The 22769-nt window shown below is 68.5% G+C and carries 21 protein-coding genes and 3 tRNA genes; 18 read left to right on the top strand and 6 right to left on the bottom strand.

The annotated features are described in order from the left end of the window. Window positions 1-218: 218 nt before the first annotated feature. A complete protein-coding gene (locus W5W_RS0104590; RefSeq protein ID WP_017194534.1) occupies window positions 219-2228 on the top strand; it encodes a variant leucine-rich repeat-containing protein in 2010 nt (669 codons plus the stop codon). Between the two features lie 99 nt (window positions 2229-2327). Here W5W_RS0104590 and W5W_RS0104595 read toward each other — a convergent pair whose 3' ends face one another. Both W5W_RS0104595 and W5W_RS0104600 read right to left on the bottom strand, forming a co-directional pair. Next, entirely contained in the window at window positions 2328-3587 is a 1260-nt protein-coding gene (locus tag W5W_RS0104595; RefSeq protein ID WP_029574077.1) for a glycoside hydrolase family 3 N-terminal domain-containing protein, read from the bottom strand. Between the two features lie 137 nt (window positions 3588-3724). Further along, window positions 3725-4114 (bottom strand): metallopeptidase family protein, encoded by a 390-nt coding sequence (locus W5W_RS0104600; RefSeq protein ID WP_017194536.1) that lies wholly within the window; start codon window positions 4112-4114, stop codon window positions 3725-3727. Window positions 4115-4317: 203 nt separating this feature from the next. Here W5W_RS0104600 and W5W_RS0104605 point away from each other — a divergent pair. From W5W_RS0104605 to W5W_RS0104615, 3 genes are all read left to right on the top strand, one after another. Continuing rightward, a tRNA-Glu gene (locus W5W_RS0104605) sits at window positions 4318-4390 on the top strand. Window positions 4391-4443: 53 nt separating this feature from the next. Next, window positions 4444-4517, top strand: a tRNA-Asp gene (locus W5W_RS0104610). Window positions 4518-4563: 46 nt separating this feature from the next. Then, window positions 4564-4636: transfer RNA gene (locus W5W_RS0104615), tRNA-Phe, on the top strand. A 182-nt stretch (window positions 4637-4818) separates the two neighbouring features. Here the strand turns inward: W5W_RS0104615 and W5W_RS0104620 are convergent. Together W5W_RS0104620 and W5W_RS0104625 are read right to left on the bottom strand one after the other, a co-directional pair. Further along, the gene (locus W5W_RS0104620) at window positions 4819-5880 is read right to left on the bottom strand and encodes a permease prefix domain 1-containing protein (protein WP_017194537.1); all 1062 of its coding nucleotides are present in this window, start codon (window positions 5878-5880) and stop codon (window positions 4819-4821) included. Next, window positions 5880-6209 carry a PadR family transcriptional regulator gene (locus tag W5W_RS0104625; RefSeq protein WP_017194538.1) on the bottom strand — a complete coding sequence of 110 codons (330 nt, stop codon included), beginning with the start codon at window positions 6207-6209 and terminating at the stop codon, window positions 5880-5882. The genes W5W_RS0104620 and W5W_RS0104625 overlap by 1 nt, the downstream gene beginning before the upstream one ends. Window positions 6210-7239: 1030 nt before the next feature. On the opposite strand from W5W_RS0104625, the gene W5W_RS0104630 reads away from it, so the two are divergent. The 5 genes from W5W_RS0104630 (at window position 7240) to W5W_RS0104650 (ending at window position 12478) form a co-directional block, all read left to right on the top strand. After that, a complete protein-coding gene (locus W5W_RS0104630) occupies window positions 7240-8760 on the top strand; it encodes a mechanosensitive ion channel family protein (RefSeq protein WP_017194539.1) in 1521 nt (506 codons plus the stop codon). Between the two features lie 111 nt (window positions 8761-8871). After that, window positions 8872-9459: a peptide-methionine (R)-S-oxide reductase MsrB gene (gene msrB / locus W5W_RS0104635; protein ID WP_017194540.1), complete on the top strand. Its 588-nt coding sequence runs from the start codon at window positions 8872-8874 to the stop codon at window positions 9457-9459. Window position 9460: 1 nt separating this feature from the next. Beyond that, complete coding sequence (locus W5W_RS0104640) at window positions 9461-10474, top strand: endonuclease/exonuclease/phosphatase family protein (RefSeq protein WP_017194541.1); 1014 nt, start codon at window positions 9461-9463, stop codon at window positions 10472-10474. A gap of 6 nt (window positions 10475-10480) precedes the next feature. Then, entirely contained in the window at window positions 10481-11458 is a 978-nt protein-coding gene (locus W5W_RS0104645; RefSeq protein WP_017194542.1) for an AEC family transporter, read from the top strand. A 69-nt stretch (window positions 11459-11527) separates the two neighbouring features. Then, a complete protein-coding gene (locus W5W_RS0104650) occupies window positions 11528-12478 on the top strand; it encodes an EamA family transporter (protein WP_017194543.1) in 951 nt (316 codons plus the stop codon). A 154-nt stretch (window positions 12479-12632) separates the two neighbouring features. Here the strand turns inward: W5W_RS0104650 and W5W_RS0104655 are convergent, their stop codons facing one another. After that, complete coding sequence (locus W5W_RS0104655) at window positions 12633-13346, bottom strand: FadR/GntR family transcriptional regulator (RefSeq protein ID WP_017194544.1); 714 nt, start codon at window positions 13344-13346, stop codon at window positions 12633-12635. A 72-nt stretch (window positions 13347-13418) separates the two neighbouring features. Between W5W_RS0104655 and W5W_RS0104660 the strand changes: the two genes are divergently transcribed. The 4 genes from W5W_RS0104660 to W5W_RS0104680 all read left to right on the top strand — a co-directional run bounded on the left by W5W_RS0104660 (window position 13419) and on the right by W5W_RS0104680 (window position 18866). After that, on the top strand, window positions 13419-13943 hold the full coding sequence (locus tag W5W_RS0104660) for a gluconokinase (RefSeq protein WP_008730902.1): 525 nt from the start codon (window positions 13419-13421) through the stop codon (window positions 13941-13943). Between the two features lie 142 nt (window positions 13944-14085). Beyond that, window positions 14086-15492 (top strand): GntP family permease, encoded by a 1407-nt coding sequence (locus tag W5W_RS0104665; protein WP_017194545.1) that lies wholly within the window; start codon window positions 14086-14088, stop codon window positions 15490-15492. A 397-nt stretch (window positions 15493-15889) separates the two neighbouring features. After that, window positions 15890-16537 (top strand): DUF4352 domain-containing protein, encoded by a 648-nt coding sequence (locus W5W_RS16045; RefSeq protein ID WP_034498651.1) that lies wholly within the window; start codon window positions 15890-15892, stop codon window positions 16535-16537. Window positions 16538-17498: 961 nt separating this feature from the next. After that, entirely contained in the window at window positions 17499-18866 is a 1368-nt protein-coding gene (locus W5W_RS0104680; protein ID WP_017194548.1) for a DEAD/DEAH box helicase, read from the top strand. A 123-nt stretch (window positions 18867-18989) separates the two neighbouring features. Here W5W_RS0104680 and W5W_RS0104685 read toward each other — a convergent pair whose 3' ends face one another. Beyond that, window positions 18990-19625, bottom strand: coding sequence for an NAD(P)H-dependent oxidoreductase (locus tag W5W_RS0104685; RefSeq protein ID WP_008730672.1), 636 nt, complete (start codon window positions 19623-19625; stop codon window positions 18990-18992). A gap of 135 nt (window positions 19626-19760) precedes the next feature. Between W5W_RS0104685 and W5W_RS0104690 the strand changes: the two genes are divergently transcribed. From W5W_RS0104690 to W5W_RS0104710, 5 genes are all read left to right on the top strand, one after another. Next, window positions 19761-20534 (top strand): CPBP family intramembrane glutamic endopeptidase, encoded by a 774-nt coding sequence (locus tag W5W_RS0104690; RefSeq protein WP_017194549.1) that lies wholly within the window; start codon window positions 19761-19763, stop codon window positions 20532-20534. A 23-nt stretch (window positions 20535-20557) separates the two neighbouring features. Then, window positions 20558-20932 (top strand): hypothetical protein, encoded by a 375-nt coding sequence (locus tag W5W_RS0104695; protein ID WP_017194550.1) that lies wholly within the window; start codon window positions 20558-20560, stop codon window positions 20930-20932. A gap of 26 nt (window positions 20933-20958) precedes the next feature. Next, window positions 20959-21171 (top strand): helix-turn-helix transcriptional regulator, encoded by a 213-nt coding sequence (locus W5W_RS0104700; protein ID WP_017194551.1) that lies wholly within the window; start codon window positions 20959-20961, stop codon window positions 21169-21171. Between the two features lie 430 nt (window positions 21172-21601). Beyond that, the gene (locus W5W_RS0104705; protein ID WP_017194552.1) at window positions 21602-21859 is read left to right on the top strand and encodes a GlsB/YeaQ/YmgE family stress response membrane protein; all 258 of its coding nucleotides are present in this window, start codon (window positions 21602-21604) and stop codon (window positions 21857-21859) included. Window positions 21860-22212: 353 nt separating this feature from the next. Beyond that, window positions 22213-22650 (top strand): hypothetical protein, encoded by a 438-nt coding sequence (locus W5W_RS0104710; RefSeq protein ID WP_017194553.1) that lies wholly within the window; start codon window positions 22213-22215, stop codon window positions 22648-22650. Window positions 22651-22769 lie beyond the last annotated feature (119 nt).

The raw sequence follows: 22769 nt of genomic DNA on the forward strand, positions 1-22769 counted from the left end.
GGTGAGAAGTGCCGCGCCTGGGGCGGGAATAGCGGGAGTAGACGGTTTCGCGGTGGTCGGCTCTGCGTCTCCTCTGCATCCTGCGAGGTTTGGAATCGGTCGTCTGATCCGCGCCATTGCAGTCTTCGGAGGCTTTCTGGGCGGCGTATACCCGGTCAGGAGAGGTGAAGGCTGCTGTAGAGTGCGATCCCAGAGGTCTTCTGGAAGGTTTCCCATCTATGGATCCTGAACAGCTCGCTGCAGCGGCGGATCAGGCCGATGAGGCCCTGGCCGCGCAGACGAACGATTACGCTCTCCAGGCCGCCATTGCTGAGCGCAGGCCCGACCTGCACGCCGCACTGGCTGCGAACCCTGCGTCCTACTCCGATCTGCTGGCGTGGCTGTCCAAGGTGAAGGATCCGGCCGTGCAGGCCGCATTGGAGGCGCGCGGTGCCGCATCGCGAGGGGCGTCGTCCCCGCAGGAGGCCGCGGCCGATGAGCGGGATGACGCTGAGGCTGCCGAGTCCGCCGAGGTCGCTGAGGCTGTTGAATCCGCGGAGCCCGCTGAATCCGCTGAATCTGCAGAGCCTGCCGAATCACCGGAATCCGTTGAGTCCGCCGAATCGCCTGAGTCTGCCGCGTCTGCTGACCCCGCCGAGGCTGCCGAATCCGCCGAGTCTACCGACGTCGCTGAGGCTGTTGAGGGCGCAGTGAGCGACGACGTCGGGGCGGCCCAGGCCGCTCGGCAGGAGGATGAGGCGCCGTCGGCCGAGTCGGCTGGATCTGCCGGGGCCGCCGGGTCTGCTAGCGCCGCCGGGGCCGTCGAGACTGCTGAAACTGCTGAGACTCCTGAAACCACAGACCAGCAGCCGGCCGATGCTGTCGAGGAGGACGCGTCCGAGGACGAAGCAGCGACGCCGGACGAACCTGCACCGCAGGACTCCGCTGACTCCACTGCGCCTGCTGAGCCCACTGCGCCTTCGGCGGATGCGGTGCCGCAGACGGAGGCGGTGCCCGCGATCGGGGCCGCGCCGGTGGGGGCCTCCGTCGATGCCCATACGGGAGCAGTGCCCGTGACGGAGGCCGCATCCCAGGCTGTGCCTCAGAGCATGCCTCAGCTCATGTCCCAAGGCGTGCCGCAGGCCATGCCCGCCCCCGCCGCGCAGTTCATGCCGGTGCAGGGACAGATGCTTGCGGCCCAGCCGCTTCCGACGCCCCGGCGCTCGAAATCCCGCACGATGGTCGTGGTCCTGATCGTTCTGGGGCTGCTGCTCATCGGCGGACCGGGCGGGTGGTACCTGATGCGCTTCTTCGACACCCACAGCTCCGTTGCCTCGACCGATACCGGTAAGGGCGGCAAGTCCCGCCTCGACAAGCGCAAGGCGTCCCCCTCGGCCTCCGTCACGAGTGCCAGGACGGCGAACTACGTGACGGCGTGCGGGAGCGCTCCCACCCTCACCCCCACCTCCCTCACGAACGGAGACGGCGAGCTCAAGGTGGAGGTCAAGATGACCGCTTCCTGCGCCGACGGCGACGTCCTGAGCGGAGCCGCCAACCACATCGAGGTGAAGGGGCCCTCGCGCACCGACGGCACCGGGTCGGCCGATGCGGTCATAGCGTCGGGCGACTTCGACTTCTCGAGCTCGCCGCTGGTGCTCTCGGGCGCGGAGACGACGCTCACGCTCCATTTCGGCAGTGGGCACTTCTTCCGTGCGGCCGATGACGTGGACGTCAAGAACGTCGTGGCGGCATGCTCGCCGGACCGCGATTCCGGGCCGAGCGGGGCGACGCCGGATTCCACGAGCTCCTCCGGCCCGTCGTCGGCGACGGCGTCCACGACGAGCAAGGACCCGGCCTCCGAGGAGAGTGCGGCGGGCGGTTCTCTGCGTTGGCAGGTCGACCATGACCGCCCCTCCGTGACCACGGACCTCGTCGGCAAGTGGGTGCCGCAGCTGTCCTCCAAGAAGCCGGGGCTGGTCGCTGACGGCATCACCTGGGACAACCGGACCACGCTGGAGGAGTTCCTCAAGCTGCGTCAGAAGTACTCCAACGCGAAGCTTCTGTTCAGCGACGAGTGGCCTGTCTTCGACTCCGGCGGATCGTGGTGGGTCACGATCGTCGATACCCCGTACAGCAGCGCCGAGGAGGCCAACGCCTGGTGCGATGCGCAGGGCTTCGACGCCGAGCACTGCTTCGCCAAGTACATCGACACCAAGGGCCCCTCGGAGGGGACGACCGTCACCAGGTGAGCTCACATTCCGTCGGGATCCCGTCGAGGTCGACTTTCTGGAACGAAACAGGCGGTGTCACCGTCGATCTCGTTCTAAAAAGTCGACCTCGACGACGCTTCAGGAACCGGCCTTGAGCGAGATCACGCGGGTGGCCGATTCGTCCACCCGCTGGGCGAAGGCGGGGTCGGCTTGCGCTTCGGCGATGAGCGCGTCCGCCATGTCGGCCACCATCGTGGCGTCCCCCGAGGCCAGGACGATGTCGCAGCCGGCCTTGACGGCCCGGACGGCGCGCTCGGCGGGCGTCCAGGCCTCCACCTGGACCGCGGCCGAGACGTCGTCGGTGATGACGACTCCCGTGAAGCCCAGGTCCCCGCGGAGCATGTCGGTGACGACGACGGTCGAGAACATGGCCGGCGCGGAGGAGTCGATGGCCGAGTAGATCGCCGAGGACACCATGATGACCCTGGCTCCGCCGGTGATCGCCTCGGCGAAGACGGAGACCGCCGGGTCCCCGGAGCGCGTCGTGATGGAGTCGGTGACGCCGTCCGCGGTGTCCGTGTTGGCGGTCACCCGCCCCAGGCCCGGGAAGTGCTTGTAGGTCGGGATGACGCCCGCGGCCTCCATCCCCCGGGCGAAGGCGATGGCGCGGTCCTGCGAGGTCGTGGCGCTCCGGCCGTACTCGCGGCCCCACCTGCCGATGGGGGCGTTGCTCGACGGGTCGGGGATGTCGACGAGATCCGCCACTGGCGCCAGGTTCATGGTCACCCCGACGTCGGCGAGCTCCTGTCCCCATGTCCGGGCGCTGGCGGTGAGATCGTCCGCGGACATGGTCGCCTGCTCGGAGGCGGAGGGGATGTCGGAGAAGCCGCTGCCTCCCAGGACCTGGACCTGGCCGCCCTCCTGGTCGGTGGCCACGAGCAGCGGGGTGTCGTGGGTGGTCTCGGAGCCGACCAGGTCGGTCAAAGTGGTGATGACCCCGCGGACGGAGTCGGCTCCCGAGCGGGTCTGCCGGGCGATGAAGACGTTGCCGACATGGTGGGTGGCCACGGCGTCGATCGAGACCATCTGAGGGCCGGAGGTGTCGGCGCCCACCATGAGGAGCTGGCCGACCTTCTGCTCGAGGGTCCATCCATCGAGCGGATTCGGGGTCGCGGAGGCGCTGGCCTCCGGGGCGGATTCGGTGGAGGAGTCCTCCGAGGCGGCGGTGGGGCTCATCGTGCCCGGGTCGTCAGTGGAGGCGGGGCGGGGCTTCGAGCTCAGCGAACCGCATCCCGCCAGGGATGCGACTCCGAGCAGGCCGGTGAGGACCACGGGGCGCCGTCTCACGGCTCGATGTGCGATGGAGGGCGATGGACTTGCGGAGGAGTGGTCGTCCATGTTTTGCAATTCTGCACCCTTATTCCACATTTTCCGCGTCCGACTTCCTGGATCCCGCTTCCGACTTCTGCCGTTTCTGCCATGAGGGGCGTGCGGGGCCGGGCGAGTCGCTCCCGGTCACTCCCAGTCGCTCCCGGTCACTCCCAGCCGAGCTCGTGGAGGCGGTCGTCGTCGATGCCGAAGTGGTGGGCGACCTCGTGGATGACCGTCACCCCGATCTCCGCGGTCAGCTCCTCGCGGTTCGCGCACCAGCGCTCCAGCGGGCCCTTGAAGATCAGAATCCGATCGGGCAGGACCACCGACCAGGCGTCGTCGCGCTCGGTGAGGGGGACGCCGTCGTACAGGCCCAGAAGGGTCGGCAGGCCGTCCTCGTCGTAGTCGGCCTCCGTGAGCAGCTCGGGCTCGGGCTCGTCGCGGACGAGGACGACGACGTTGTCCATCTGGTCGGCGAGTTCGCCGGGGATGGCGTCCAGGGCGTCGCCGACGGCGGCCTCGAACTCTTCGTCGGACAGGTGCACCGGGCTCATGGACCATGAGCCTCTCATGGTTTCTCGGGGTGTTTCGCCCATGACGCGCGTGTGGTGGGCATGCGGTGGGCATGTGGCGGTTACTGATGGTCGCGGGGTTCGCGCCGCGGTGAGGAGGGTCACGCCCGGGGGATTTGCGCGGGGGTGGCCCCGACCCATACTGTTCTACCCGGTTCAAGGCGCGACGACGCCAAGGGCAGTGGGCCCCCATCGTCTAGCGGCCCAGGACCCCGCCCTTTCACGGCGGTAGCACGGGTTCGAATCCCGTTGGGGGTACTGACTCGTGCGAGTGATGCGACTCGCGTAGAGTCTGGCTTCGTGCCACACGAGGCCTCGTGGCGCAGTTGGTTAGCGCGCCGCCCTGTCACGGCGGAGGTCGCGGGTTCAAGTCCCGTCGAGGTCGCGGAAGGTCGGTCCGGTCTAGCAAGGCCGGGCCGATGCCATCCCGAGGCTCTGTAGCTCAGTTGGTAGAGCGTTCGACTGAAAATCGAAAGGTCACCGGATCGACGCCGGTCGGAGCCACTGCGAAAGGCCCGGAACTCACAAGGTTCCGGGCCTTCGCTCTTTTCTCTCTTCTTTCTCTCTTCGCCCCCCTCGCCGAGATCGGTCGTACTCCGCGTCGAGATCGGTCGTACTCCGCGTCGAGATCGGTCGAGTTCCGCGCCGAGATCGGTCCAGAGCTCGACCCCGATGTCGGAGCCGGGTTAGGAGCGCGTGTGGCCGCCCGGGCTGAGCATGGAGACAATGCCCGAGAGTCCGGCGAAGAGCACAGCGGCGATCGGCAGTACGATCCAGCAGATCGTCCACCCATCAGCCAGGAACCCCCAGGCCAGGAATATCATGGTGACCACGGGCCAGTAGATGGGGGCGATGGCGCCGGCGAAGTTGTTCGGGCTGCGCCAGCCCGGACCGGCGCCGACCGGAAGTCCTCCCGCCGTGAGGGTCTCGTGAGCCGAGGAGGCCCACGAGGCCGGTAGGACGATGCACAGGCCCGCGGCGATGAGCGCGATATTGATGACGACGCCGAGAACCATGTACAGGTTCTGGTCGGTCAGCGCGCTGAGAATGCCGGCGACCACGATCGGGACGGCCGCGAGGATCCACAGTCCGATCGCGATCATGAGGGCATGGGACCGCGAACTCTCATGGTCGGCGCGCAGGCGCGCGGCCCAGGAGGAGACGACCGGGTTCTGCATGAACCGCCCGTCGGTCAGGTGCTTGAAGTTTGCGAAGAACCTACGGCGCCACAGGAGGATGAGCGCTCCCGCGGCGAAGAGGCCCAGGTTGAGAAGAAATCCGATGAGGGTCGCCCAATAGTCGCGGGACCCGTCGATGGCGCCGCTCAGTCCCGCTCCGATGATCATCGGAGCGGGGGCGATAACGCACAGGGCGACGCCCCAGCCGAGCAGCCGCCCGGTCTGGCGTCGGGCCTCGGCGAACTGCTGCGCCTCGGGAAGGGTGACGACGGGGTACACGGATGGGGTGGGCGCTGGCGCGGTCTGGGACGCGGCGGCCCCGCTGTCGGCCTGCCCGTCCTGGGCGGAGCGCAGGTCGGGGAGGATGCCGAGGGTGGGGGCGAGCTCCTCAAGGTTGCCGAAGTCGGTGATGACCTGGCCGACGGCCTCGTTGTGGGTCTTACCCTTATTGATGGCGTCGTTGTAGGCGTCCTCCATCATGGTGCGGAGCTCGCCTTTGGCTTCCAGAAGGCGCGGGGTCGTGGGGTAGGGGGCGAACATGGCGTCGAGGAAGGTGTCGATGGCGTCCATCAATGGCGTCCTTGTGTGAATCGGTCGATAAGGGTTTTGGTGCTCTCCCACTCGGCGAGCTTGGCAGCGAGGTAGGCAGCGCCGTCGTTGGTGAGGCGGTAATAGGTGCGGGGCTTGCCGGAGGCGGAGGTGTCCGCGTAGGAGGAGGTGAGTCCGGCGGCCTCCAGGCGTTTGAGCGCCGAGTAGAGGGTGGTCTGCTTGATCGCGTACTCACCGGCGGTGACCTCGGTGATGGTCTTGGCGATCTCGTAGGCGTAGGAGGGGCGGTCGCGCAGGAGCGTCAGCACGATGAGGTCGATATAGCCGCGGATGGCGTCGGCACTGATCACTCGAAGTTTCTTCCAGTCGGTGGTCGGGCGCGTGTCATGGTAGCAACGTACTACGACACACGTAGTACGTCTAGCGTTCTTCTGTGGGGTCGCCGCTCCCAGTGATCATGTTCGGGGTGGGGAAGGTGAAGGCCGGTGCAACGAGTGTCATCAAGGGGTTCTCGCGCCTTCGGCGGTCGTTCTGAAGGGGGGTGTGCGGGGTTCCGGGTGCGGCAAACATAGAGATGCAAATGTGGGAATCTGGGTGGGTGCGGGTTCCTGGGGTGCGTCGTCATTGACTGCCGGGTTGCCTTTTGATAGCTGATTAAAATATGTTTCCATATTGCATGGAGCGTTCGATATATTCTGCCTCTGGATTTATTGGGCGCTCTTGCTTTTATGGGCGCCACGAGCCATCTATAATTGTATTCCAGTGCAATCGCTCGTGCAATCGCTCGAATGGATGTCCACTGGACGATGTCCGTCGATCGGTGGACATGAGGTCGAGGTTGTGGCGCCCCTCCTCGAGATCGACATTGTCGTATGAGATCGACGGCGGCACCGTCGCCCTCGTTCGAGAATGTCGATCTCGATGGCTTGAGTGGCGCGCAGACGTGGCGGTGCGTAGACGGGGTGGTGCGTAGGAGAATTGTGAGGCCGTCGGAGAACTGGCTGGCCGGCGCGAACGTGCTTCCAGTGTTTCCGACACCTGCGGCGCTTATAACGCTTACAACGCTCTTTTACCCTTTACTGTACGGCCGCAGGAGGCGTAGCAAAGGGTAAAAGAGCGTTGTGAGCACCGTAAGTATCCTGGCCTCGCTGGGTCCGCTATACCGAGAGGCGCCATCGTCCGGGAAGGAGGAGGCGGACCGATCTCGGCACGGAACCCGACCGATTTCGAGCCGGAAGTGGACCGATCTCGGCACGGAACCCGACCGATCTCGCTGCGGATTACGACCGATCTCGGCGCGGAGAGCGACCGATCTCGACGTGCGCCCCGCCGCCCGGCCTTGCACAGCCGTCTCCCAGGACCGGGTCCTAGGGTGCCGCCATGACCCTCCTCCCTCTCGCCGCACTGGCGAGCACGGCTCTTGCACCTGCAGCCCATGCCACTGCTACTGCCGATCCCTCCACCGATCCCTCCGCTCCTTCGACCACCGACGTCACCCAGACCGTTGAAGCGGTCGCCGCCACCACGGTCGATGTCTTCTCCATCGCCTGGCGGGCGGGCCTCGGGACCCTCGTGGGCATCGCCCTTGCCTTCGTGGGCGTGGTCGTGCTGCGTGCGCTCGGACGCCGCCAGACCATGTACGCGGAGGTCAGCCGCTACACGCGCACCGCCCTGTACGCCCTGGGCGGACTCATCGGCGCCTACCTCGGCGTGCAGGTGGCCATCGTCTCGGTCGTCACGCCCGACTGGACCCAGTACGCCATGCAGGCGCTCAGCATCTGCATCATCCTGTCCGTCGCATGGGTCATCGTCGGCCTGATCAAGGCGCTGGAGGCCACCATCGTCAGCGGCGTGCGCGCCGGGGGCGATCCCGGCCGCGCCAACCGCGTCACCACGCAGGCGCAGATCCTGCGGCGTGTCGCCGAGGCCATCGTCGTCATCTGCGGCCTGGTCGGGGCGATCATGACCTTCCCCAGCGCCCGCTTCGCCATGGGGTCGTTGTTCGCCTCCGCCGGTCTGGTCTCGGTGATCGCCGGTCTGGCCGCGCAGTCCATGCTGAGCAATATCTTCGCCGGTCTCCAACTGGCCGTCACCGACGCGATCCGCGTTGACGACGTCGTCGTTGTGAAGGAGGACCAGGGCTATATCGAGGAGATCACGCTCACCTACGTGGTCGTCCGCGTCTGGGACGACCGCCGACTGATCTACCCCTCGACCTACTTCACCCAGAACCCCTTCGCCAACTGGTCGCGGCGCGGTACGCAACACACCGGCACGCTCACCCTCGACCTGGACTGGCGGGTGCCGGTCGCCTCGGTGCGCGCCGAGCTCGCCCGCATCGTCGCCGCCTCGTCCGTCTGGGATGGCCGCACCGCCAACCTCGACGTCACCGACACCTCCGGCGGCACGGTCACGCTGCGCATTGCGGTGTCCGGCCGAGACCCCTCCGACGTCTTCGCCCTCCAGTGCTATGTGCGCGAGGAGATCGTGGCCTGGCTCCAGCAGGAGGCGCCCTACGCCCTGCCGCGCACGCGCGTGGAGGTCGAGCAGGTCGCGGTCACGCACGACCCCCAGCCCGAGCAGGTGGCGCGCCTGGCCGAGGAGCTCGTCTCCCTCCAGCACGACGACGGCGCCGGTGCCGCCCCCGGTGCTGAGACGACCGCCGTGCGACGGCCGATGGAGGGCGACCCCATTGAGGACGCCCGGGTGCGGGCGGCCGCCAAGGGCCGCTCCCTCCTGCGTCGCACGCGACGCGAGAAGGTGCGACGGCGCCGGATCCTGGCGCGCGATGCCGAATGGCGCAGCGACGAGGGCTCCCTGCCCCAGCGTCAGGAGGACACCACGACCGGGCAGTCCACGAGCATCATCTCCACCAACGAGCAGAAGAAGTACCTCGAGTGATCGGGCACCGGTCGGTCCGGCGGAGGCTCGTCCGCCGGACCGACCGGATCGCGCGTTCCCGGTGCGTGAACTCCGCTCGCGCCCGTCCCGGCAACGGGTCACCATGGGTCCGTGAGCGATGACAACACCGAGAGCCGTGCCGACAGCGTCGACAGAGTCGGGAGCGCCGGGAGCGCTGAAAATGCCGGGAGCGCCGGGAGCGATGGCGAGGCGGCGGAGTCCCGATCGGCGCCGCGGCTCGACCCTGCGGCGATCGCCCGCACCGATGCCCAGTGGCGCGCCCTGCTCGACCCGCTCGAGTACCACGTCCTGCGCGAGGCTGGCACCGAGCGCCCCTTCACCGGCCGTCTGCTGGACGAGAAGCGCGAGGGCGTCTACCGCTGCCGCGGCTGCGGTGCCGAATTGTTCCGCTCCACCACCAAGTTCGACTCCGGCTGCGGCTGGCCCGCCTTCTACGACCCCGCCGATTCCGAGGCGGTGACCCTGCTGACCGACACCAGCCACGGCATGGTGCGCACCGAGGTCCGCTGCGCCGCCTGCGGATCTCACCTCGGTCACGTCTTCGACGATGCGCCCCGCACTCCCACCGGCCAGCGCTACTGCATGAACTCCGTATGTCTGACCTTCGACGCCGATACCCCGGGCGCTGCCGGTGCCGGCGGCGCGGGTACTGCCGGCGCTGGCGCCCAGGAGGCCTGACATGCTGCGCCTGCTGAGCCTCAACCTCCAGCACGCCCTGCCCGGGGCGGGCGCCGCCGACGCCGCCGGCTCCGGCTCCGGCGCCGACAGGGCCAACACCGCCGACGTCGCCAATGCGGACATCACCGACCCCGAGGCCGCCCGCACCGTCCTGGTCGTTCTGGCCGACCAGATCGCCGAGCTCGCCCCCGACGTCGTCGCCCTCCAGGAGGTCGACAAGGGGCAGGCCCGCTCCGGTTACCTCGACCAGGCCGCCGTCCTGGCCGAGCTGCTCGGCTGGGAGCACTACCGTTTCGCCGCCACCTGCGCCGGCCCTGTCGCCGGGCTGCGCCGCCGCCCTCGGCGATCCGCCCTGGCCAATTCCTCCGACGACGTGCTCGGCCTGGGCCGCGCCCTGCTGGGCCGTCCGCCGGCGGGCTTCGGCAACGCCCTGCTCAGCAGGCATCCGGTGACCGCCTGGCGCGTCCAGCGCCTCGGGCGCGGACCGGCCACCCTCACCCGGCGCGTCACCGACCGCCCCGCCTGGGACCCCCGCGGCTACGAGTTGGCGACCTCCACCATGCGCAACCTGCTGACCGCAACCCTGACCCTGACCGACGCCGCGCTGACGGGCGTGAGCACCCTGTCGGTCGGCACCACCCATCTGGCCACCCGCACCGACACGGCCACAGGTCAGCTCGCCGCCGCCTGGGGCGCGCTCGCCACCTTGCCCGGTCCCCACCTGCTGGCGGGCGACTACAACCTACGTACCGAGGAGGTCGCCCCCCTCGGTATCGGCCGTCAGGTGGGGGACGGCCCCACCTTCCCCGCATGGGGGCCCGACCGGCGCATCGACCACGTCCTGACCGACCCATGGCCCACCGGCGTCAACGGTGCGCCCGCCTTCCCGGTGGTGGGCGCACCGGCCTGGAACGGGGCTCGCCACCCCCTCCTGCAAGCCGCCTCCTGGGGGACCCGCACCTTCGTCGTCTCCGACCACGCCGGTACGTGGGTGGACCTCGAGCCGGTCGGCTGAGGCCCCGTGGGCGAGGTCGTCGGCGGGCTGGCCGTCTTCGCCGTCGTGATCGCGGTCGGATGGCTGCTGGTGCGCACCGGCGCCGTCCCCCGTGACGCGGACGCCGTGCTCACCCGCGTCTGCTTCTTCGCCGCCACCCCGGCCCTGCTGGTCCTCACCCTGGCCGACGCCGACCTGGGAGCGGTGGCCAGCGCGGGCACGCTCGCCGCGCTCGCGGCCGAACTGCTGGCGATCCTGAGCGCTTGGGTCCTGCACCGCCTCGTCCTGCGTCGCACGACGGCGGAGGCGACCATCGGCGCTCTGGCCTCCGGCTATGTCAATGCCGCCAACCTCGGCATACCCGTCCTCGTCCTGGTTCTGGGCGACGCCGCCCCGATCGCGCCGGTTCTGCTCCTCCAGCTCCTGGTCATCACGCCTGCGACCTTCGCGATCCTCGACACCGTCACCCGTCGCGGCAACCCCTCGCGCCTGGCGACTCTTACCATTCCGCTGCGCAATCCCCTGCTGCTGGCCGTGGTCGCCGGGGTCGCGGTCAATATCAGCGGGGCGGACCTGGGCGGCATCGTCGGCGGGCACCTGCGTGAGACCCTTGACATCCTCGGGCGCATCGCCGTGCCGCTCATGATGCTCTCCCTGGGCATGAGCCTGGCGGCCTCGCGCATGCGGACGCCGCCGCCCGACGGCGCTGCCGCGGTGCCGCCCGAGCCGACTCACGACGCCGCCAGCCGGGTCGCCCTGCGCTGGGCGGTGGGCTGGAAGCTGCTGGTCGTACCCGGGTTGGCGGCGCTGGCGGGGCTCGGCCTGGACCTGCGTGGACCGGAACTTCTCGTGCCCATCACCACCGCTGCACTGCCGACCGCCCAGAACGTCTTCATGTACGCCTCGCGCTACGGCGCGGCCAAGCCACTGGCCCGTGATGCGGTGCTGATCACGACCGCCGGATTCGTCCCCATCGTCCTGATTGCCGCCGCGGCGCTGGGATGAAGGCGGGGCCGGGCACTCGCCGGCTGCGGTTTCGCGCGCTGACGGCCGGACCCCGACAATGTCGGCGTGATGAGCCATGAATCCAGCGCCTTGACCCGCAGCGATCCGGGAATTCTGGCCCGGGTGAGTGCGGGAGGCCGCTCCGCGGCGGGCCGGCTTCCGGCCCCGTTGATCTTCGTGGCCTCCTCCCTGTCCCAGTATCTCGGGGCGGGGCTGGCAGTCTCCCTGTTCTCGCTCATGCCCTCCATGACAGTGGCCTGGGGGCGCCTGGTGGTCGGGGCCGCCGTGCTGGTTGCCCTCAGACGTCCCTGGCGCCGTGCATGGACCAGGAGGACACTGCTCGTGGCCACCGCCTTCGGAGTGGCCACGGCCACGATGAACGTCATCTTCTACGCGGCGATCTCGCTGCTGCCGCTCGGGACGACCGTCTCCCTGGAGTTCCTGGGGCCGGTCGTGGTCGCGCTGGTGACCGGCCGCGGATGGCGGCCGCGCGTGGCTGCGATCCTCGCCCTTCTCGGCGTCGCCTCCATCTCCGGGCTCGGGGTGAACCTGGGCGATCCTGACCAGAGGATCGGCGTCCTGCTCGCATTGGGCGCCGGTGTCGCCTGGGCCGCCTACATTCTCCTGGGCAGGCGCGTGGCCTCGGACGGAGCGGGCACCGATTCCCTTGCGGTGGGCATGGTCGCCGGTGCGCTCGTCTACGCGCCCCTCGCCGTGGGAACGGCGGACACCATCCTCGCCTCGCCGACTGCTGCTGTCACGGTGCTGGGAGTCGGCGTGCTGTCGACCGCGGTGCCCTACGGGCTCGAGCAGGTGGTGCTCAGACGACTCGGCACGGATGCCTTCGCACTCCTGTCCTCCCTCATGCCGGCCGCGTCATTGCTCGTGGGGGTGGTCGTGCTGCGTCAGCTGCCCAATGTATGGGAGATGACCGGACTGGTGCTCGTCTCCGTGGCCGTCGCCCTGACGGCGGGGACAAGCGGCCGGGTTCCGTTTCCGCCGAACCGTGCCCGCGGCTGACCCGTGCCATGCGTCGAGATCGACATTCTCGAACGAGATCGACGGTGCCACCGCCAACCTCGTTCGAAAAAGTCGATCTCGATGAGGTGGGGTGCGGTAGGTGTGAGGCGGTGCGCGACGGGGGAGGGCGAGGCCGGCCCCGCCCCCAGGGAGATCAGGTGTCGAGGAAGCCCCGCAGCCCGCGGTCCAGCAGCACCTGGCGCACCTCCGCGACCAACTCGCGCATGGAGGTCTCCGCAGTTGCGGCGTCCCCGGTCGCGATCGCGCGGGCGACGCGCACGTGGAGCTCCAGCGCCTCCGCCACGGGGACCTGAACCTGCCCGGTGAGCCGGGCGCGCCCGGAGAGCACTTCGGCGATGACTCCGGTGAGCGCCTCGAACGTGTCGTTGTGACTGGCTTTGAGCACGAGGCTGTGGAAGGCGATGTCCTCCTTGAGGTAGGAGGCCACCATTCCAGTGGTGCCCTTGGACCGGATCGAGGTCGCCAGCGTCAGCAGTGCGGAGCGCTGGCGCTCCGTGGCGCGGCGAGCCGCTGCCGCGGCGGCGACCGGTTCGATGGCGGTGCGCAGCTCGGTCAGGGCGCCGAGCTTGGGGCCCTGCGGGTCGACGTCGAGCTGCCAGCGCACGACCTGGGGGGCCAGCGCCGACCAGCTCTCACGGGGCCGCACCACGATGCCCACACGACGGCGCGGCTCGACCATGCCGAGGGATTCCAGGGCGCGCACGCAGTCGCGGGCGAGGGTGCGCGAGATGCCGTAGCGGGACTGAACGCCCTCCAAGGTCAATGATTCATCCGGCGCGATCTCGCCGGCGACGATGGCCCGCCCGATCGCATTGAGAACATCGTGGCGTCGGTCGCTGGAGGACATGTTCAAAACATACTACAAATCGGTTAAAATGATCGCACTCGTGACCGACAATGATGTCATCAAGGAGAGCGCATGAACCGCCCTGTTGAGCACCTCGTCCTCATGGGCGTGGCCGGCTGCGGCAAGACCACCGCCGCCGACAACCTTCACCGGGCCCTCGGCTGGCCCGTCGCCGAGGCCGACGAGTTCCACCCCGCCGCCAACATCGCCAAGATGAGCCGGGGCGTCCCCCTGACCGACGAGGACCGGTGGCCGTGGTTGGAATCCATGCGCGATTGGATGAGCGCGCGCGCCGCCGAGGGCGTCAAGACGATCGTCACCTGCTCCGCGCTCAAGCGCTCCTACCGGGATCTCCTGTCCCGCGCTGATGGTCGAGTCTTCTTCATCCACCTGATCGCGCAGCCCGACGAACTGCGTGAGCGCATGTCCCAGCGCGAGGGCCACTTCATGCCCTCCGCGCTCCTGCCCTCCCAGTTCGCCGACCTCGAGCCCCTGGCCGACGGCGAGGACGGCGTCACCGTCGCCTCGCGAGCCACCCCCGAGGAGACCTTCGACGCCATCCTCGCCGCGCTCGAGCACGCCTCGACCGCAGCCTGAGTCGCTGAACCCTTCCATAGCCCGCCCGTAGTCCTGCTGCAGTCCCGCTGCCCTACTTCGACCCGCCCCCTGACCCCGCTGAATCTCTGAACCTCGAACCCGCTGAACCCGCCCGCCACCCGAAAACCTGGAGACGACAACGATGTCCGCCCTCATGCTCGCTCTTCCCGCCGCCGACCCGGCGCCGGTGACCCATGCCGACAGCCCCACCCGACTGATCATCGCGGCTATCCTCGGCATCGCCGCCATCATCGCGCTCATCGTATGGCGCAAGATGCATCCGTTCCTCGCCCTCACACTCGGCTCGGCGGTGCTCGCCGTCGCCGCCGGCATTCCGCTGGCCGACACCTTCACGGCCTTCACTACCGGCCTGGGAGCGACGATCGGCAGCGTGGGCACGCTCATCGCCTTCGGGGCGATCATCGGCAGGCTGCTCATCGACTCCGGCGGGGCCGACCAGATCGTCGATACCATCCTGGCGCGCATGCCCGGCTCCCGTTTGCCCTGGGCCATGGCGCTCATCGCCTTCGTCGTGGGGATCCCCCTGTTCTTCGAGGTCGGCATCGTCCTGCTCATCCCCGTGGTCATGATCGTCGCGCGCCGCGCCCACCAGCCCCTCATCCTCGTCGGCGTGCCGGCGCTCGCCGGCCTGTCCGCCCTCCACGGGCTCGTGCCCCCGCACCCCGGTCCGCTCATCGCCATCGAGGCCGTGAACGCGAACCTCGGGATGACGCTCGGCCTGGGCCTGCTGGTGGCCGTGCCCACCGTCGTCATCTCCGGTCCGATCGCCGCTCGCATCATGGCCAGGTGGGTGCCGATCGAGGCGCCCGACCCCCTCGGCGGCTCGGACGAGGCCCATGAGGGGCCGCGCCCCTCCTTCACCGCCTCGATCGCCGTCGTCCTGCTGCCCGTGGTGCTCATGCTGCTGCGCACCCTTGTCGAAACCCTTGTGCCCGAGGGGGCGACCGGTCTCGCCGTGCAGGCGGCGCTGTTCATCGGCCAACCGCTGGTCGCGCTGCTGATCACGGTCCTGGCCGCGATGTATCTGTTCGGCACGCGCCTGGGGCTGCGCGCCGACGACGTATCCGGTCGGGTGGGCGCCTCCCTCGGGCCGATCGCCGGGATTCTGCTCATCGTGGGTGCCGGGGGCGGCTTCAAGCAGACCCTGGTCGACTCCGGCATCGCCGATATCATCGCCGCCTGGATCCAGCAGGCGGCGGTCCCGGCGCTTCTGGCCGGCTGGCTCGTCGCCGTCGCGGTGCGGCTGGCCACCGGCTCGGCGACTGTCGCCACCATCACCGCTGCGGGGATCATGGGGCAGGTGGCCGAGGGCATGCCCCCGATCGAGGTGGCCCTCCTCGTGCTGGCCATCGGCGCGGGCTCGGTGTTCCTCTCCCACGTCAACGACGCCGGTTTCTGGCTGGTCAAGGAGTACTTCGGGATGACGGTGGGGCAGACCTTCAAGACCTGGTCGCTCATGGAGACGCTGCTGTCGGTGACGGCCATGGCGGTCATCGGCGTCATCGCCCTCGTCCTCGGGGTCCTCTAGCTCCTCACCCTGCCGAGATCGACATTTTGGGATGAGACCGACGGCGCCACCGTCTACCTCGTGCGGGAAAGTCGACCTCGACGCCGCACGGCTTGGTAGGTGACGCCGGCTCGGGAAAGGCGTGGAGTGCTGGGGCAGTGCAGGTCGCAACGAGGCCGGTCGGATCCCGCACCTCAGATGGCGGATCGCCCTCCAGGTGCCGGTCGGAGTTGGTGAGGCTGGGGACAGAGCCGTGACCGGCCTGTAACAAATAGGGTCCACAATGACTGCATTTTGCGATAAATAGGACTTGTATTAGTGCGGGGGGGGTAATGTAAAAACATCTCTCCCTTCTATGTGGCAAAGGAGCTTGCCGTGTCCCAGCCTGTGCATCCTTATGGGGGGGCAGCCGCCGCAGATGATGTACGCTCCACCTCCTCGACCGAAGAAGCCCCTGTGGAAAAGATGGTGGTTCATTGCTCTTGCGATTTTCCTGGCCCTTGTCGTCGTTGGTTCGGCGACGGGCGGTGGGAATAAGAAGGCCGCCGCTGGGGCCTCCACGGCGCCGGGTAGTGGCGGAGACGCTGCGACTCAGGAGGAGCAGGCCGCGTCTGCGTCCACGATCGATTCTGGTGGCTCGGGGGACTCGGGTGATCCGACATCGACCACCACGTACAACGGAATTCAAAAAGGCGATGTCGCCGTTAATGCCGGCGAGTCCATCACCGCGAAGGGGGTCACTATCACCTCCTCCGCGCTGGCGTCGGGAAATGATGTGCTCGGTCCTACTGCCTGTACTGGCGTCACCATTCAGAATAATTCTGGAAAAGAACTCGACTTCAATATCATGGAGTTCGAGCTCCTATCACCATCCGGAGCTATCGTTAATGTCGGGCTCACCGGGTCGGACAATATGCTTCAGCCGGGAAAACTCATTGACGGCGGTAGTACGAGCGGTGATGTCTGCTTCGACGCCGATCTCGCCGCCGGCGGTCAGTTCGTGGTCCTATACAAGCCGCTGAGCTTCTACTCCAGTCATCGTGAGGCATGGGTCAACAACCTCTGATGGTCAGACAGTCCGCCCGCAGAGGTCTCAGGATGCACGAGATCGGCTCGAACTGAGGCTTGAGACGGGCCTGAAGGCATCACTTCGGGGCGAGCTGCACATTCGCCTGTGGCCCGCGCCGAACAGAACCGTGGAATCGCGCGAAATCGCCGCACTGCCCGCAGCGGATGACGCGCTCCCATGTGCGCAGACCCCCTCTGTGCCCATGGGAGCGCGTCAGCTCATTGTGACGGACGTTGAAGATCGGCGGAATATCAATGAATAACGGCAACCGCTCCGCAAAAGGCCCTTTCTCCCATGTGCGGATCCGACCGGCTTGGTGATCGCAGGCCCGGTGACGCAGAAGATCTTTGAGGGCCCGGAGGCCGTGTTCACGATTAGCGGCCTGAGCAGCACATTCGAGGAAGATCTTTGAGCGTGCGGAGGCCGTGGCCGGTTGCGGGGCGTTGCCGGCGGGCGCGAGCGGGATGTGAGGCTCGTATCGTGGCGTTGCCCGGTGGGGCGTGGAAGGATGGGGGCCTGGCCCGGCGATCCGCCGCGGCCCGGCTGGTGCCTCGGCTCCGGCGCGCACGTCCGATGACGTCATCGCGCCGTCGAGCCCTGAACGCCGGCACCTCAACGCACCGACGCGCGCTCCGGCCGATTCGCGTCCGACGTGCGCCCGGTCTCGAACGACAGGACTTCTGTGCCCACTGTGCCCACCACGCGCACTGCCTCACGCTCTGCTCACTCCACTCACTCTGCTCACTCCGGCTCCACCTCCCGTTCCAAGGCGGGTGGGGCCGGTCGCGGCCGTGCCGCCTCTCACCGGAGGACGACTCCGACTCGCGCGTCGGATCGCCGCGCCGGCGGGCGCGGACACACCGATGCTGGCCATAGCGCTTCTACCGCTTCTCGCGCCCCTGAAGCCCCCGCCGCCCCTGACGCGCCTGCCGACCCGACCGCCGCTCCCGCCCCGACTGTGCCGGCTGCCGCTCCCGAGGCCTTCGCCTCCCTCGGCGTCGACGCCGATCTCGTGGCCGACCTCGGCGCCCGCGGCTTCACCGAACCATTCCCCATTCAGACCGCCACGCTGCCCGACACCCTCGCCGGACGCGATGTGCTCGGGCGCGGTCGCACCGGTTCCGGTAAGACCCTCGCCTTCGCCCTGCCGCTCGTCCAGCGCCTCGCTGAAGAAGACATGGCCCGCCCCGGCCATCCCATCGGCCTGGTCCTGGCGCCCACCCGCGAACTCGCCCTCCAGATCACCGAGACCATCAAGCCCCTGGCCGACGCCCTCGAGCTGAGCGCGACCACGATCTTCGGCGGTGTCTCCCAGAAACCGCAGGAGAAGGCGCTCGCCAAGGGCGTCGATATCGTCGTCGCCTGCCCGGGGCGCCTCCTCGACCTCATGGGGCAGGGCGTCGTGAGTCTCGACGACGTGTCCATCACGGTCCTGGACGAGGCCGATCACATGGCGGATCTCGGCTTCCTGCCCGGAGTGCGCCGAATCATGCGCGCCACCCCGAAGCGCGGCCAGCGCCTGCTGTTCTCCGCCACCCTGGACAACGGCGTCGACAGGCTCGTCAAGGAGTTCCTCCACGACCCGCTCCACCACGCCATTGATCCCTCGACCTCGCCGGTGGCCGCCATGGAGCACCGTGTGTGGATGGTGGCGGACAAGGCCGCCAAGGACGACGTCGTGCGCCGGCTCGCCTCCGGCACGGGGCAGCGGATTCTGTTCACCCGCACCAAGCACCTGGCTCGGCGCCTGGCGCGCAGGCTCACCCGGGACGGCATCCCCGCCGTCGAGCTTCAGGGCAATATGAGCCAGAACGCCCGCGAACGCGCCATGCGCGCCTTCTCCTCCGGGCAGGCGCATGTCATGGTCGCCACCGACATCGCCGCCCGAGGTATTGACATCTCCGGAGTGGAGCTCGTGGTCCACGTCGACCCGCCCGCCGAGCACAAGGCCTACCTGCACCGTTCGGGCCGCACCGCCCGCGCCGGGGCTGCCGGGGCCGTCGTCACCCTCGTCCTGCCCGAGCAGAGGGACGATGTCCGGGCGCTGCTGGGGAAGGCCCGGATTCGTGCGGATATCGAGCGCATCCGGCCCACCGACGAGGCCGTGACCGCGCTGGTCGGCCAGGTTGCGCCCCCGGTCGCCGCGGAGGACATGCCCGAGGGCGTGGCTGTCAAGGGCGGTAGCCCGGTCGGGCGCGATGCGGGGGAGCGCGCCGGCAAGTCGGCCGCGGGGCGGGGTGCGGCCCGGGCCGGGCGTGGCCCGTCCCGCGCTGGGAGCCCTCGTGGCGGCGGGCGCGGGCGCTCCGCCCGGGGGCGGGCCGCGTAGAGCGGCTTGGTCGGGGCGGTCGCGGTTGACGGCTCGGGATCGCCGGGCCGGCACCGGACTGCCCCGGGCCGGGCGGCGTAGGGGCGGGCCCGCCGTGTCCCGAGATGGGGGCGGGCGCCTCGATCAGCGGGAGCGCTTGATGTCCTCGACCTGCCGCATCGCCGCGTCGGCGGTCTGCTTGAGGAAGTCCTGACGCCGCTGCGGGGTGTCGTTCTCGCCCTCCATCGAGCCCAGGACGAGGCGCTGGGTGACCCGCACGCCGCAGTAGCCCAGGACGGCGCGCCCCACGCGGAACACCGACCCCCACGGCGTCAGGCGGGTCCACAGGCCCGGGGCGTGGGAGGTCGTGATGATGGTGCCCGTGCGGCCGTCGAGCAATCGTTCGGGCATCAGCTTGCCGGCCCGGTATCTGTAGGCGATGCCGGGGGTCAGGACCCGGTCGAACCATCCCTTGAGGAGGGATGGCTCGGCCGACCACCACGTGGGGAAGGCGAGGGCCATGTGGTCGCAGGTGACGAGTGCGTTCTGCGAGCTGGCGATGAAGGGGCTCTCCGGCATGCGGTCCCGGTAGCCCATGCGCAGCACCGGGTCGAAGTCGGTGGCTGCCAGGTCCACGAAGGTGATGGCGGCGCCGGCCTGCTGCGCGGCGTTGGCGTAGGCGTGGGCCAGTGCGTGGGAGTAGCTCTGCGGGTCGGGGTGCCCGGCGACGACGAGGAAGCGGGGCTGTCGAGCGGTTGATCGCGGCGTCGTAGTACTCACGCTTAACCAGCGTAGGGAAGAGTGCTGAGTGCCGGCATCCGGACACCCTTGAGCTTGCCGTGAGCTTTCCCGGATTCGTCTTGAAATGTGAAGCTTCCTCGACATCGAGGTTAAGGAAGCTATACATTTTCGCGCATGGACAACTCTTCGGATTCCGCTGATATCGCCCTTGATGCCCCCGGTGCCCCCGATGCTGCCGACGCCGCGGATGTTGCGGATGTTGCGGCTCCCGTCATCGGCACTCCGTGGTCCCGCCTGGCCCTGGCCGTGGGGGCCCGGCCCGGGCTCATCATCGCCATCGGCGCCGCGCTCGTGGCGATGGGGCATTCGCTGCTGTGGATGAACGTCGTCATCGTCGTGGTCGACGTTGTCACGCTCGCGCTGGTCCATCGCCTCCTGCGTGCCGAAGGGCGCGGACTGGCGGACCTGCTGCGCTTCCGGGGCGCCGACGTCGGCTGGGGCCTGCTGTGCGGTCTCATCGTCCTGGTCGCGTGGATGCCCGCGTCCTTCGTCGGCAACCTCATCGCATATCAGGGTGCGCCACCCGCGTCGTCGTACCCTTCGGTGCCCCTGTGGCTCGGACTGCTCAGCGTTACGATCATGCCGGTGACCATCGGCCTGGCCGAGGAGGCGCTCTACCGCGGCTACCTCCAGCCCAGACTGCAGGGGCGCATCGGCCTGGTCTGGGCCGTGCTCGCGGCCTCCGCCGTCTTCGGCCTCCAGCACATCGGCTTCGCCCTGCCGGGCGCTCCGGCCATGGTTGCCAGTGTGGTGCGGACCTTCCTGGCCGGGCTCGTGTTCGCCGGGCTGCTCATGTGGCGCAAGCGCGTCATGCCGCTGGCCGTCGGGCACTGGCTGCTCGATCTGCTTGGACTGGGGCTGCCGGTGCTGCTCTGGTCGCTACAGTGAGACGGATGAAGGGGGTGTCGCACATGGAACCAGCAACCCGCCGCTACCTCGTCCGCTTCTCAGTGGGGATGGCGTCCTACTGCGTGCTGCTTGTGGCCGCCCTCCTCATCGGACGTGCGATGGCGCCGTGGCGGGCGCTCAGTGCCCTCGTCGTTCTCCCCGCGGTTGTGCTGATCGTGCGTGCGATCATGCTGCACTGGCGGGATGTGGACGAGCTCGCCCGCAGCCTCATGGTGGAATCCCTCGCCGTCGGTTTCGCCATCGGGACGCCGATCATTCTGGTGATCGGGCTCTTCCAGGCCTTCGGTCTGGCCGACCTGTCCTTCTTATGGGCCTATGGGATCCTCATGGGCGGTTGGTTGCTCGGAGCGTTCTTGGCCCGACGCCGATACTTCTGAATCTCTGATCTCTAGGGCGGCCTCTGATGTGGAATCGTGTGCGGAGCCTTCGCCGGGATAGGCGCTGGACCCAGGCGGAGCTCGGTGAGGCCCTGGGGGTGTCGCGGCAGACGATCATCGCCATCGAGAACGGCAAGTACGATCCGTCGCTGCGGCTGGCATTCGCGATCGCCTCGGTGTTCGAGCTGCGCATCGACGAGGTCTTCAATCCCGACGGCGGCGACGTGCCGACGGGCTGATCGGCTGGCGGGCCCTCGTCCCGGTCGGCTCCTTCTACGGTGGGGCCGACCACGGCACCGGGATACTGTCACCGCTCGGCTGCCGCCGACTCCTCCTGTGGTGGGGCCGCCCCAGAGCCCTCGCGCCAGCTGGGCCGACGAAGGGGGGGAGCTCCTTCGGCGGCGGGTCGCCCATTGCGTCCCGCTTTATCCGCCCCCGCTCGCCCCGCCCTCGCCCGCTCCGCTCGAGTGGCGAGCATTCGGCCCGCCTCCGGGGGCGAGCGGCTTTCTGGTGCCGTCATACCTGTGCCCGGTGGGGCGTCGGGGTGCGCGCTCCTCGCCCCTGAGGCCGCCTGATATCCTATGGGGGCGCGATCATTGATCGCCGGCGCTTAGCGTGCGGCGCTGTCGTGCGGAGCGCCTCGCCACTGCATCTCAAGGAGAGCACCTCATGATCGCTCAGGTCATCGCCATGATCATCGTCGGCGGCATCGTCGGCGCCCTCGCCCGTCTCTTCCTCAAGGGGAACCAGCAGATCTCGGCTCTGTGGACCGTTGTTCTTGGCGCGGGCGGTGCGGCCATCGGCGCCTGGCTCGCGGGGCTGTTCGGCGTGGCGTCCACGGCCGGCATCGACTGGATCCGCTGGATCTTCTCCGTCATCGCCGCCATGATCCTCATCAATATCTTCATCGCCGTGAAGCGCAAGTGAGCGCCGGCGGGTGCGGGGGAATGTATTGGGGATGCCGTCTCCGGCGGCGGTCCCGCGCTGTGGTTCATCGGCTGCGCAGGATCTGACGGCGACGGCGGGATCAGAAGACCCGGAAAGCCCGGATAGCGAGGCCTGGATGGCCCGGATCAGGCGAGCGATACTTGTGAAGATGACGCTTGCCTTCCGGGCCGTCTCCCTAGTCCCTATTGACCTTTTAGCTTGGGGGTGGCTTGTTGGGTACGGTCTCCCCGGCGCGTCGGGGCTGTGGTTAGGGCTGCCCGGAATCGGCGCATTGCGGGCACCTCGACTATGCCTGGACAATTCGTGTCGGTCCCTAGCGGTACTATTGCGTCATGGAAATCAGACGCACTGAACCATCCCCTATCCCGTTCGCCGAATCGACCTACAAGGACTGGCGCGGAACCTCATGCGCCGAGAACAGCTTGGTCAACACCAGCGGCGACCTGTACGAACTTGCCGGCCTCGACCATGAACGTTGGACGATCCTGGCGATCGATATCGACGCCTACAGCCACGGCGAGCCCCCTAACTGGGATATCCGTGTCTACGCCGCCGACCACCGCGCCCTCGGCGTTGGGCGTTTCGAGGACTGGCAACGCGCTGCGGACGATCACGGGGGCTCCATCCCCGTGGTCGACGTCCTTCTGCACGATCTGGAGTTCGAGGACATCATCCGGTGCATGAAGATCATCGGCATTCAGCTGCGATTGGGAAGCCTCGACATCCCTCTGACGCGCACCGCCTACGCGGACCATCCCGAGCAGGGCTAAACGACTGGAATCAAAAAGGGGAGGCGGGTAGCACTCGGGCTGTCCGCCCCCTATATGCTCACCCCGTCCCCATACATCCCATGAGGATGCCATGATCGGTAAGACTCTTTGCATGCTCG

This window comes from Actinomyces massiliensis 4401292 (assembly GCF_000269805.1).
GTDB classification, from domain to species: domain Bacteria; phylum Actinomycetota; class Actinomycetes; order Actinomycetales; family Actinomycetaceae; genus Actinomyces; species Actinomyces massiliensis.

Coding starts and splice junctions, on each gene's coding strand:
- W5W_RS0104590 (WP_017194534.1), top strand. CDS start 219: ATGGATCCTGAACAGCTCGCTGCAGCGGCGGATCAGGCCGATGAGGCC.
- W5W_RS0104595 (WP_029574077.1), bottom strand. CDS start 3,587: ATGGACGACCACTCCTCCGCAAGTCCATCGCCCTCCATCGCACATCGA.
- W5W_RS0104600 (WP_017194536.1), bottom strand. CDS start 4,114: ATGAGCCCGGTGCACCTGTCCGACGAAGAGTTCGAGGCCGCCGTCGGC.
- W5W_RS0104620 (WP_017194537.1), bottom strand. CDS start 5,880: ATGGACGCCATCGACACCTTCCTCGACGCCATGTTCGCCCCCTACCCC.
- W5W_RS0104630 (WP_017194539.1), top strand. CDS start 7,240: ATGACCCTCCTCCCTCTCGCCGCACTGGCGAGCACGGCTCTTGCACCT.
- W5W_RS0104640 (WP_017194541.1), top strand. CDS start 9,461: ATGCTGCGCCTGCTGAGCCTCAACCTCCAGCACGCCCTGCCCGGGGCG.
- W5W_RS0104650 (WP_017194543.1), top strand. CDS start 11,528: ATGAGCCATGAATCCAGCGCCTTGACCCGCAGCGATCCGGGAATTCTG.
- W5W_RS0104655 (WP_017194544.1), bottom strand. CDS start 13,346: ATGTCCTCCAGCGACCGACGCCACGATGTTCTCAATGCGATCGGGCGG.
- W5W_RS0104660 (WP_008730902.1), top strand. CDS start 13,419: ATGAACCGCCCTGTTGAGCACCTCGTCCTCATGGGCGTGGCCGGCTGC.
- W5W_RS0104665 (WP_017194545.1), top strand. CDS start 14,086: ATGTCCGCCCTCATGCTCGCTCTTCCCGCCGCCGACCCGGCGCCGGTG.
- W5W_RS16045 (WP_034498651.1), top strand. CDS start 15,890: ATGATGTACGCTCCACCTCCTCGACCGAAGAAGCCCCTGTGGAAAAGA.
- W5W_RS0104690 (WP_017194549.1), top strand. CDS start 19,761: ATGGACAACTCTTCGGATTCCGCTGATATCGCCCTTGATGCCCCCGGT.
- W5W_RS0104695 (WP_017194550.1), top strand. CDS start 20,558: ATGGAACCAGCAACCCGCCGCTACCTCGTCCGCTTCTCAGTGGGGATG.
- W5W_RS0104700 (WP_017194551.1), top strand. CDS start 20,959: ATGTGGAATCGTGTGCGGAGCCTTCGCCGGGATAGGCGCTGGACCCAG.
- W5W_RS0104705 (WP_017194552.1), top strand. CDS start 21,602: ATGATCGCTCAGGTCATCGCCATGATCATCGTCGGCGGCATCGTCGGC.
- W5W_RS0104710 (WP_017194553.1), top strand. CDS start 22,213: ATGGAAATCAGACGCACTGAACCATCCCCTATCCCGTTCGCCGAATCG.